This is a genomic window from Ferdinandcohnia sp. QZ13, assembly GCF_031324165.1.
Taxonomy (GTDB): Bacteria; Bacillota; Bacilli; order Bacillales; family Bacillaceae_L; genus Ferdinandcohnia.
Genome location: NZ_JAVIVW010000015.1, coordinates 801,631 through 812,500 on the forward strand (window position 1 = coordinate 801,631; position 10,870 = coordinate 812,500).

The 10,870-nt window shown below is 38.3% G+C and carries 9 protein-coding genes and 1 tRNA gene; 4 read left to right on the plus strand and 6 right to left on the minus strand.

Features of this window, described 5'->3' with window-relative positions:
- Window positions 1-29 precede the first annotated feature (29 nt).
- From menB to RGU12_RS17640, 4 genes are read right to left on the minus strand one after another with little or no spacing between them, the layout of a single operon-like run.
- Window positions 30-851 (minus strand): 1,4-dihydroxy-2-naphthoyl-CoA synthase, encoded by an 822-nt coding sequence (gene menB, locus RGU12_RS17625; protein WP_116351855.1) that lies wholly within the window; start codon window positions 849-851, stop codon window positions 30-32.
- A gap of 33 nt (window positions 852-884) precedes the next feature.
- Window positions 885-1,703: a 2-succinyl-6-hydroxy-2,4-cyclohexadiene-1-carboxylate synthase gene (gene menH / locus RGU12_RS17630; RefSeq protein WP_309537215.1), complete on the minus strand. Its 819-nt coding sequence runs from the start codon at window positions 1,701-1,703 to the stop codon at window positions 885-887.
- A 1-nt stretch (window position 1,704) separates the two neighbouring features.
- Entirely contained in the window at window positions 1,705-3,453 is a 1,749-nt protein-coding gene (gene menD, locus RGU12_RS17635; protein WP_309537216.1) for a 2-succinyl-5-enolpyruvyl-6-hydroxy-3-cyclohexene-1-carboxylic-acid synthase, read from the minus strand.
- Entirely contained in the window at window positions 3,446-4,837 is a 1,392-nt protein-coding gene (locus RGU12_RS17640; protein ID WP_309537217.1) for an isochorismate synthase, read from the minus strand. Before RGU12_RS17640 ends, menD begins: the two co-directional genes overlap by 8 nt.
- A 382-nt stretch (window positions 4,838-5,219) precedes the next feature.
- On the opposite strand from RGU12_RS17640, the gene RGU12_RS17645 reads away from it, so the two are divergent.
- Both RGU12_RS17645 and RGU12_RS17650 read left to right on the plus strand, forming a co-directional pair.
- Complete coding sequence (locus RGU12_RS17645; protein WP_309537218.1) at window positions 5,220-6,155, plus strand: 1,4-dihydroxy-2-naphthoate polyprenyltransferase; 936 nt, start codon at window positions 5,220-5,222, stop codon at window positions 6,153-6,155.
- 122 nt (window positions 6,156-6,277) lie between these two features.
- Window positions 6,278-7,033, plus strand: a complete 756-nt coding sequence (locus RGU12_RS17650) for a yteA family sporulation protein (RefSeq protein ID WP_309537219.1) — start codon at window positions 6,278-6,280, stop codon at window positions 7,031-7,033.
- 39 nt (window positions 7,034-7,072) lie between these two features.
- On the opposite strand, the gene RGU12_RS17655 is transcribed toward RGU12_RS17650, so the two are convergent.
- Window positions 7,073-9,484 carry a penicillin acylase family protein gene (locus RGU12_RS17655; RefSeq protein ID WP_309537220.1) on the minus strand — a complete coding sequence of 804 codons (2,412 nt, stop codon included), beginning with the start codon at window positions 9,482-9,484 and terminating at the stop codon, window positions 7,073-7,075.
- A 195-nt stretch (window positions 9,485-9,679) separates the two neighbouring features.
- Between RGU12_RS17655 and RGU12_RS17660 the strand changes: the two genes are divergently transcribed.
- Both RGU12_RS17660 and RGU12_RS17665 read left to right on the plus strand, forming a co-directional pair.
- A complete protein-coding gene (locus RGU12_RS17660; RefSeq protein WP_309537221.1) occupies window positions 9,680-10,474 on the plus strand; it encodes a TIGR00266 family protein in 795 nt (264 codons plus the stop codon).
- A 54-nt stretch (window positions 10,475-10,528) separates the two neighbouring features.
- Entirely contained in the window at window positions 10,529-10,705 is a 177-nt protein-coding gene (locus RGU12_RS17665; RefSeq protein ID WP_309537222.1) for a hypothetical protein, read from the plus strand.
- Between the two features lie 87 nt (window positions 10,706-10,792).
- Here the strand turns inward: RGU12_RS17665 and RGU12_RS17670 are convergent.
- Window positions 10,793-10,864, minus strand: a tRNA-Glu gene (locus RGU12_RS17670).
- Between the last annotated feature and the right edge of the window lie 6 nt (window positions 10,865-10,870).

Genomic DNA, 10,870 nt, shown 5'->3' on the forward strand with positions numbered 1-10,870 from the left:
GAGGTTTTCATCAAGCTGAAAATGAATGATTAAGGGAAACGAGGGAATTGCTTAAAGTCTGGCTTACGCTTTTCTTTAAACGCGTCACGGCCTTCCTTCGCTTCATCGGTTGTGTAATACAGAAGTGTAGCATCGCCAGCCATTTGTTGAAGACCAGCCAAGCCGTCTGTATCAGCATTCATTGCTGCTTTCAAGAAACGAAGTGCTGTTGGACTCTTTTCAAGAATTTCTTCACACCACTTAATTGTTTCTTCTTCAAGCTGTTCTAAAGGAACAACTGTATTAACAAGCCCCATATCTAATGCTTCTTGAGCATTATATTGACGACATAGGAACCAGATTTCACGTGCCTTTTTATGACCAATGATGCGAGCTAGATATCCTGAACCATAACCTGCATCAAAGCTTCCAACCTTTGGTCCTGTTTGTCCAAAAATAGCATTATCTGCAGCAATTGTTAAGTCACAAACCACATGTAATACATGTCCTCCACCAATTGCATAGCCTGATACCATTGCGATAACTGGCTTTGGAATAACACGGATTAGTCGTTGCAAATCAAGAACATTTAATCGTGGAATTTGGTCATCTCCAACATACCCACCATGTCCTCTTACCTTTTGGTCTCCACCAGAACAGAATGCTTCATCTCCTGCACCGGCAAGAACGATTACACCAATGTTTGAATCATCTCTTGCATAGGCAAAAGCATCAATCATTTCTGCCACTGTTTTCGGAGTAAATGCATTCCTAACATGTGGACGGTTAATGGTGATTTTTGCAATGCCATTGTATGTTTCATATAAGATTTCGTCATACTTACGTTCTGCAACCCATTCAACTGTAGCCATTAGCTTGTCCTCCTTCTATGTATGTATATTTGATCATAAAGAAAAATGATCAGAAACAAACTCAATTATTATTTTACCAAAAAAATACGGTTGTTCCACATGAATTGCATGTCCCGCTTCTACTATTTTTTCCACTCTTGCATTTTGAATGCTTAAGCCCATCTCTTCAGCATTCGTGCAAAACTTTTGATCAAGTTCTCCACAAAGCAATAATGTTGGGCATTTTACCTTATTTAAACGATCCCAGTATGTGGGTTGTGCACCTGTCCCCATTCCTCTTAAGCTGTTTGCTAGCCCGACAGGATTGTTTTCTAGACGTTGTTTACGAATTTCTAGTTGTTTCTCCTTGGTTAGTGCTTTTTGCGTAGTAAAGAGCGGAATGTTCTCCCAATAGTCAACAAACTTAATAATTCCCTCTTGTTCTATGAGTTTCGCTAACTGCTCATCCGACTTTCTTCGGGCAGCTCTTTCTTCAATTGTTTTTAACCCTGGTGAACTACTCTCTAAAATAAGGCTGGCAACTCTGGTTGGATAAAGAATAGCAGTCACTAAAGCCAATCTTCCTCCCATTGAATAACCAGCAATATGTGCGAGTGGGATCATCAATACATCTAATATATGAATGATGTCATGAGCGACCTTTTCAATTTGATATCTTGTAAAATCACGTGGAGAATCTGATTTACCATGTCCAACAATATCGATTAGAACACATTGAAATTGTTGTTTCAGGATATTAATTGTTTGATTCCAAGTTGTCATACTTCCTGTAAAACCATGAAGTAATACAATCGGCGTCCCTTCTCCCAATACTTTCACATGATAGGTAGATCCATTTGAAGAAATATACATTTTATTGGTTCCTTTTGAGTGCTTCGCTTATTTCCTGGGAAACATTATTCCACATTTTTCGATGAATCATGACATTCTCATGGCGGTCTGTTTTTACCTCAACAACATGTAATCCTTTTTCCTCAAACGAAGAAGTGATGGCATGACGGAACTCTGTCCAATCCTTGATACTTGTAAATTTCCCACCATACATGTTAACTGCATGTTCATAATTTAGACCAATAGGAGTCCCAAAAAGGGTTTCAAAATGCTTTTCCTCCTGTGATTGTGGTAAGAAAGAAAAAATACCGCCACCGTCATTATTGATTAAAACGATGGTAATATTTAAGTGGTGATGCTTTGCCGCCAATAATCCATTTAAATCATGATAGAGAGAAAGGTCACCAATCACTAAAACTGTATGTTCATTTTGTGAACTGATGCCCATCGCAGTTGAAACAAGCCCATCAATTCCGTTGGCACCACGGTTCCCTAAGACATGTATCGACTTTTCATTATTCAAAAAGAAAGTATCCAGATCACGGATAGGCATACTATTTCCAACAAATAAAGTGGAACCCGCCGGGAGAATTTCTTGTAGTTCAGTAAATACTTTCCCCTCACATAAAGTCTCTTCCTTATGTACCTTATTTACATTTTCTTTTACCAGATTATTGATGTTAATCCAATCGTTCACCCAACTAGAACCTTTTCGTTTCTCTGTTCTACTAACGATTGCATCACAAAATTCAATTTCATCGCAATAAACCATATCAGTTGCTGATAAAGTGGGGTCTCTCCAGCCTCCATCTCCATCTACTATGATTTGAGGTGTATTCTTATGTTTTTGGATATATTGAAGAAGTGCCTTTGAGACAGGCATCGCACCGAATCGAATTATGATATCTGGAGAAAATACATCTCGGAATTCTTCACCTCGTAAAAAGGCATCATACCCGTCTACTATATAAGATTTCGGATGTTCACCACTTCTTAGCTGTGATAATGGGTCAGCTAAAACTGGAAACTGAAGTTTTTCTGCTAAATTCGCAACGGCATACCCAAACTCTTCTTCATAATGTGAACCACAAACAATAATACCCTTCTTTTTACTGCTAACGAGGTCGCTAATATACTGAGCCTGCTCTTCACCCATTTTCGGTTTTCCTACGACAACATTCACATTTTTACGTAGGTACTCATTTGTTCCCCATAGGTTTTCTAAACCTAAGTTTGGTACAAGCGGTTCACGGAATGGAAAATTCAAATGAACCGGTCCCGCTGGTGCAGATAATGCAGTACCCGCAGCCCTTCCAGCCATTGTTCGAACATACGATAGCATTTGTTCTGACTCTTCTGGCAGTGCCATTTCGACAAACCATTTTGCATGATTTCCATATAACTGATTTTGATTAATAGCTTGCGGTGCTCCTACATCTCGTAACTCATGTGGTCGGTCGGCTGTCAACACGATAAGTGGGACCCTTGAATAATAGGCCTCTACAATTGCTGGGAAATAATTCGCTGCAGCTGTTCCGGACGTGCATAGAATTGCAACAGGTTTCTTCGTTGCTTTAGCTACTCCTAGCGCATAAAACGCAGACGAGCGTTCATCAATATTGATGGTTACTTTCATGTCAGGGTGTTCTGCCATTAAAATCGCCATCGGGGTGGAGCGTGAACCCGGGCTTACAACAGCCTCGGTAACCCCTACTCGCACTAATTCATCAACAAAGGATGCCACATAACGCGTTAATGCTTGATTATTCATTGTCTAAGCCTCCTAATGCAGATAGCATCGGTCTAAACTTTATCATCGTTTCTGTATATTCACTTTCTGGTTGGGAGTCTCCTACAATCCCACAACCAGCAAACAAGGAAGCATTGTTTCCATTCAGTAAACCTGAACGTATGGCAACGGCAAATTCGCCATTATCATTTATATCAAACCAACCTACAGGGCTTCCATACCAACCACGGTCAAGAATTTCAAGGTCACGAATAATTTCAAATGCCATTTGTTTAGGTTGGCCTCCTAGAGCAGGTGTTGGGTGTAAACGATTGACAACAGTAAGCAATGAAACGTCATCTTTAGCTATACCTTTTACTGGTGTGTATAAATGCTGAATATCGCGCATTTTTAAGATACCTGGTTGTCTTGGTGATGAAATACTTGTACAGGACTCTTTCATTGCATTTTTAATCATTTGAACAACGACATCATGTTCATGTAGATTTTTCGGGTCGTGTAGTAATTCATTTTCTAATTGCTTGTCCTCTGACGACGTTTTACCACGTCGGATAGAACCTGCAAGGCAAGTAGTTAAGAATTCCTCTCCCTTTTTCTTAATAAGTCGTTCAGGGGATGCTCCGATAAAGCATGAATTTTTATATTCAATTGCAAATAAATAACTCATCGGTTGCTCTTCTTTTAGACGCGCCAACACTGCGTCAGCTTCAATCGGATCGTCAAAATGCAGCTTAATTTCTCTTGCCAATACAACCTTTTCAACTTCACCGTTCTGTACCTTTTTGGTTGCATTACGAACTGAATCCATCCATTCCTGTGGCTGAACTTCCTCTTTAGTAAATGAATTGTTCTTTTGAAATGTATAACTTTCCTCAAGCAGCACTTCCAATTGTTCCAAGTCGGATCCACCAAAAGAAGTCCCGGTCGGTTCACAAATAATATTCGTCGTTAAATAAGTATTACCTTTATAATAGGAAAGCATGAAAACAGGCAAGACAAATTTCGCATCATCAAAATTATCCCAAAGCTCTGTTCTCTTTTTTAATGGATCAAATGAAAAACCTCCCATTAAAATAGGACCAGTAGAATAAGGTGCAAAATCATCAATAATGATTGAATGTTGAACGAGTCTTTTCCACTGCTTTTCAATAGCGTCAAAACGTTCTGTAGACTCGTTATCGCTAATTGTATAGGCTTCCCCAAGTCCAACTATGATCGTATCATTTGTAGGATTTGACCAGAAAGATCGCGTTTCAAAAGGTGTCCTTTTTCCAGCAGAAAAGAACAATAGGGGGTCTATGTTCTTCATTTCTTTTACCTGACTTATAAGAACAGGCCTAGAAAGCTCCTTGGAAAGGTTTATACCTTTCTTTATGTAATCACTCAAACCTTTTTGTTGTATCATGACCAACTTTTATCCCCCCGAAATATATTCCATCATAATTTTATATAGAAATAACAGATATTGTTTATAGTATATCATTTAAAATGAATGAATCCCTTGATAAACACTCTATATTATTTTCGTATAACTTATTATTAAAAACTGCCTTTACGATATACCTCACAATTAATAGTTGTCAACAAACTTGATTCTACCATACCTGCAATACACTGACCACTTACTTCCTTATTATTATGTAATTCACGATAAGATAATCTGCTGGGTAAAAGGAACATAAGATTGATATGTCTTTTTTGTAACTTTAAACCATTGACAGTACCTATCCAATTAACTAAACTGTACTTTGGATATACATGAGCTTTGTCGTGAGAGGAGAAGACTTATGCAATCAGAACTTCAGTCAAATCAGAAGCTTTCTAAAAAGCCTTCTAGTGGTTTTCAGGTATGGTGGAGACTCATGCGTCCACATACACTAACAGCAGCGTTTGTTCCAGTCATTTTAGGGACAGTTCTTGCTCTATTAGAAACATCTATTCATATTGGGCTATTCTTAACTATGTTACTCGCTTGTCTTCTAATTCAAGCAGCAACTAATATGATAAATGAGTATTTCGATTACAAACGCGGTCTTGATACAGCCGAGTCAGTCGGAATCGGCGGTACAATTGTTCGAGACGGAGTTAAGCCAAAGGTTATTCTTAACCTTGCTTTTTCTTTCTTTGGAATCGCTACACTTTTAGGTGTTTATATTTGCATGAACAGTAGTTGGTGGTTGGCATTAATTGGAACTATTTGTATGTCAGTTGGTTATTTATATACTGGTGGTCCACTACCCATTTCATCTACACCATTTGGAGAGCTAGCAGCTGGTTTCTTTATGGGCATGATTATTATTTTAATATCGTTTTTCATCCAAACAGGTACAGTTACGACTACAAGTGTTTTAATCTCGATTCCGATTATGATCCTTGTTGGTGCTATCAATATGTCAAACAATATTCGTGATTTGGATGGCGATAAAAAGAACGGACGTCGCACTTTACCGATTTTATTAGGAAGAACCAAGGCGATTAAGTTCTTTGCTGGCTTACTAATCATTTCTTATATTTGGATCATCGTTTTGGCTTTTATCGGGATTGCTTCGTTTTGGACTCTTCTTGTATTAGTGAGTGTTCCAAAAGCCGTTAAAGCAGTAACTGGATTTATAGGCAAATCCGAACCAATTCAAATGATGCCAGCCATGAAAGCAACTGCCCAAACAAATACGATTTTTGGATTCCTTTTATCTATCGGAATCTTTATCGGGTACTTCTTTTAAAACACGATTTTACATCGTGTTTTTTTTATTCCTATCACTTTTTTACAATTATGATTTTCGGGTTATTGTAAATAATACATAACAAGATTCGTTACGAACTCATTTTGGAAGGAGTGCTTAAAATGTTATCAAATGAGCAATTATCAACCTTCCGTTCACAGTTGATAAACGCAAAAAAAGAGGTTGAAGAACAATTAGATGATGGAGATCATTTTGATCTAGAGAGTGGGCATCCTCATGGATCGGTTGGAGAACTTTCTTCTTATGATAACCATCCTGGAGATGAAGGAACTGAGCTATATGAACGTGAAAAAGACATTGCCCTTAACGAACATATTGAAAAAGAATTAAAAGATATTGAATACGCCTTACAAGCAATTGAAGAAGGAAGATACGGGAAATGTGAAAAATGTGGAAAAGAAATCCCATTTGAAAGATTAGATGCTGTTCCAACAACAACTTATTGTGTTGAGCACAGTCCAACCCAGGTTGTCTCTCATAATCGACCTATTGAGGAAGGCGTATTAATGCCACCATTTGGAAAGTTTGTGGATGAGGAAGATAATGTAGCGTATGATGCAGAGGATTCTTGGCAGGATGTCGCAAGGTACGGAACATCTGAATCACCTTCAGACCTTGTAGACCCCGTTGACAGCTATAATGAGGTGTTCGTTGAATCTGATGAGAATGTAGGTTATGTTGAGGATTACGAGAATTTTGTTGCAACAGATATTGAAGGAAAAGAAATTATCATCTATCCAAATAGCCAGCATGAACGATATGAAGAAGTGCTAGAGGAAGAAGGAATTATGACAATGTTTGGCGACCTTCCTCCATATGAAAAAGAACCTTATACAAAGGACGAAGCTGAAGATTAAAAATGTAAAGCAGTGGAAAAATTCCCACTGCTTTTTATTCTACCTAGCTGGATATAAAACAAGCTTATAACTATTCTCCTTATACTTCTCTTTATTGGTATAGGTGATATGGTACTTCCCTGTTGTCCAATCCGTAATTTGATCATGATAATAAGTACTTAATACATGACCAGATTGACCTGGACCAACTACATTGTAACTCTCTTCCATATTCGCTAAGTCAATGACTGATCTCCAAGCCGCTCCATGTGTAATTGCACCTGAATAACGGTCAAAGCTAGCAGCTGCAACTGTTACCCCACTTCCACCCATTGGTACAGCTTCATTATTATTAAATAAATAGTTTAACGGTGAAATGGCCGATAATGGGTGTTTAAACGGAACCTGATGAAAGTCACCCCAAGACCATTTACTTGGTTGGTCCCCTTGCTTTTCAATTGCAAAATCTACAGCCCTTTTAAAAGATTCAACTGTTACCTGTTCTATTCCACCTGCCTCAGATAACCAAATCCCTTCATGTCCAATTTTTGAATCTCGAATCATTTCGTCTACAATTTGAGATTTTCCTTCAAACAAGTTATCGATTTCCTTAGGAATGGATTCTTCAAATAGTACATTTGCAAATTCCTCCATCCATTTATGGAAGACTAAAGGCTCACTATCTTCTATTCGGTCAACAAAATCCCAATCTTCAAACTCCTTAATTACCGTTTTATCAATATCTCTTAACTCGTCTTCACTGTTTAATAATACATCTATTAAAAACGGAACAAACTCTTCTGCCTGCAGATTATGTTGATCAAATTGAAGTTTTAGCATATCATCTGCCGTTAACACATTCTTACTTGATAACACATTTTGTATTCGTTGCTGTCGATAAGGCTGAGCCCACGTATTCGTTATATGGTAAGGATATTCATCCGGCGCAATTTTATTATTTGCGGTAGAGATAAAACCTTCCTCTGGGTTCATAATGGTCGGGAGTTCATCCCAAGGAATATATCCCTCCCATTCGTATTCATCTGTCCATCCTGGTACGGGAACAGAACTATCCCCTTTTTTTCGGATTGGGATTAACCCATTTGCTCGATAAGCGATCGTTCCATCAGTTGCTGCAAAAACAAAGTTTTGAGCAGGTGTATGAAAATATGTAAGTGCTTCTTTAAATTCAGTCCAATTTTTCGCCTTGTTGAACATCAACACTGCCTCTAGTTCAGTTGAAGCATCAAGTGCAGTCCATCTTAATGCTAAAGCTGTATCCTCCTTGTGATCATGGGTAAATTCAGAAATGATGGGACCGTGTCTTGTAACCTGAACCTGATATGGGATTGTATCCCCATCCTTTACCTTTATTGGTTCCTCAATGATGGTTGCATCTTCCCATTTCCCCATATACTCAAATTGATGAGGATTATCCGGATTTCTTCTTTCAATATATAAATCTTGGACATCAGGTCCCACATTAGTAACTCCCCAAGCTATATGTTCATTACGACCTAATATGATTCCTGGGACACCGGCAAATATCACACCACTAACGTTAACTTCATCATTTTGCAAATGCGTTTCATACCAAATTGATGGTGTAGCTAATGCGAGATGTGGATCATCGGCTAAAATTGGCATACCCGATTCTGATTTCTCACCACTAACAACCCAGTTATTACTCCCATTAAACTCATTTGGAAAGGGAGCAGTTGCTATACTTTTTGAAATATCAACGGGATGATCTTTCATCGCTTGAATAACAGTTGCGCCATCTTCAGGATATGTTGGGAACAATTCCAGTAATTTTTCCTCTGAAACTTGCTGAGCCATATAGTAGCGAAACGCTTGCCCTTTATAATGTCCTCCTAAATCGTAGGCCATGTATTTTCCAATGGTAAGAGAATCGATGGGACTCCACATGGACGGCTCATATCCAGCAAGTGAAAACTCTACGGGCAATGTATTTTTCTCTATTGCTTCCTTAATAAAAGCATTAACACCATCAGCATACGATTGGAGTACATCTTTTGCTTCTTCTGAATATCCTTCATATGAAGCTTCCGCAGCTCTACGTAAACCAAGAGTTCTAAAATATTTATCCTGATTAACAAGAGAAGAACCAATTACTTCACTTAACTCTCCTGAAGCCTGTCTTCTACTTAAATCCATCTGAAATAAACGATCCTGTGCCGTAACATAACCTTGTGCAAAATACAAATCATGCTTATTTTTCGCAACAATATGGGGAACCCCATTTTGATCTCGGAATACTTCAACCTCATCGGTTAATCCTGCAACCGGGACATTTCCTTCAATCGTTGGTAAACTTTTTCTCAAAAACAAATAGCCTACTATAATGCTTGCTAGCAGAAGGAGTATGATAACTATTCCTGTTATTAAAACTGCTCTCCAACGCTTCTTTCTTGGCCATAATCGTCTTTTTATAACTACTTCCGAACTCATATAATCCCCCTTTTCTTTAATTATTTTAAGAAAATTCTAAATATATTATAGTATCCCTATTTGAATTTGTCATTGATATCCTCAAGTAGAATTAACATTTTTTTCATACCTCATTTACAGTTTTAAAGGATAATACTAGTAAACGACGAATTACTTCTTTTTATATATTTATGTAAAAAAGAAAGGAAGAATCGGATGAACGCACATGAGATCGAGTATAAACTTTATGGAGACGATATGAAGTTTGTTGAAATCGAATTAGACCCAAGCGAAAGTGTCATTGCAGAAGCAGGCGCCATGATGATGATGGAAGATGGCATTTCAATGGAAACAATTTTTGGTGACGGGTCAGGCTCTGCAGGTGGAGGTCTTTTTGGAAAACTATTAGGAGCAGGAAAACGGGTTCTTACAGGAGAAAGTCTATTTATGACGGTCTTCACAAATAGTAATATGGGGAAAAAACATGTTTCCTTTGCTGCACCCTATCCTGGTAAAATTATTCCTGTTGATTTAAGCATACTAGGTGGCAAAATAGTTTGTCAAAAGGATGCCTTTTTATGTGCAGCAAAAGGAGTTTCAGTTGGTATTGATTTTCAACGAAAATTAGGTACTGGCTTCTTTGGTGGAGAAGGCTTCATCATGCAAAAATTAGAAGGAGATGGGCTAGCCTTTTTACATGCAGGTGGTACCATACATAAAAAAGAACTTCAACCTGGTGAAATCCTAAGAATCGATACAGGCTGCCTAGTGGGTATGACGAGGGATGTCGATTATAACATTGAATATGTAGGTAAAATCAAAACAGCCTTTTTTGGTGGTGAAGGTCTATTCTACGCCACTGTTAGAGGCCCTGGTACGGTATGGATACAATCACTACCATTTAGCCGCCTTGCAGACCGAATCTTTGCGAGTGCACCTAGAAATGGTGGCAGCACAGGTGAAGGGAGTATTCTAGGAGGACTAGGTAATTTTCTAAATGGGGATGATTAATAATAGAATAATTAAAGGAAGAACTGGGAGGATAATAAATGGAGGTGTAGAGAGATGAAACGAAAAAAACAAGTTGAAGATTTCAACGGGGAAGCCCCATTATTTGATGCGCCAGATGATAAAATTCTAGCTTTTGATATGTTTCGTGGTGTATCTCCTGGTATCTTTTCAGATGTGGACTTGGATAACCCCGCACAAAAAATTGAAGAGGATATTATGCCCAAAGATTAGTACACCTGGCAACAGGTGTTTTTTATATTTTAACGAAGAACTCTATAAAAAATAAAAAACGCCATGAGAAATTCTCATAACGCTTGATGACCCGTACGGGATTCGAACCCGTGTTACCGCCGTGAAAGGGCGGTGTCTTAACCGCTTGACCAACGGGCCAGAATA

Bases quoted from the DNA above. Each gene is read 5' to 3' on its own strand.
- menB (WP_116351855.1), bottom strand. From the start codon at position 851: ATGGCTACAGTTGAATGGGTTGCAGAACGTAAGTATGACGAAATCTTA.
- menH (WP_309537215.1), bottom strand. From the start codon at position 1,703: ATGTATATTTCTTCAAATGGATCTACCTATCATGTGAAAGTATTGGGA.
- menD (WP_309537216.1), bottom strand. From the start codon at position 3,453: ATGAATAATCAAGCATTAACGCGTTATGTGGCATCCTTTGTTGATGAA.
- RGU12_RS17640 (WP_309537217.1), bottom strand. From the start codon at position 4,837: ATGATACAACAAAAAGGTTTGAGTGATTACATAAAGAAAGGTATAAAC.
- RGU12_RS17645 (WP_309537218.1), top strand. From the start codon at position 5,220: ATGCAATCAGAACTTCAGTCAAATCAGAAGCTTTCTAAAAAGCCTTCT.
- RGU12_RS17650 (WP_309537219.1), top strand. From the start codon at position 6,278: ATGTTATCAAATGAGCAATTATCAACCTTCCGTTCACAGTTGATAAAC.
- RGU12_RS17655 (WP_309537220.1), bottom strand. From the start codon at position 9,484: ATGAGTTCGGAAGTAGTTATAAAAAGACGATTATGGCCAAGAAAGAAG.
- RGU12_RS17660 (WP_309537221.1), top strand. From the start codon at position 9,680: ATGAACGCACATGAGATCGAGTATAAACTTTATGGAGACGATATGAAG.
- RGU12_RS17665 (WP_309537222.1), top strand. From the start codon at position 10,529: ATGAAACGAAAAAAACAAGTTGAAGATTTCAACGGGGAAGCCCCATTA.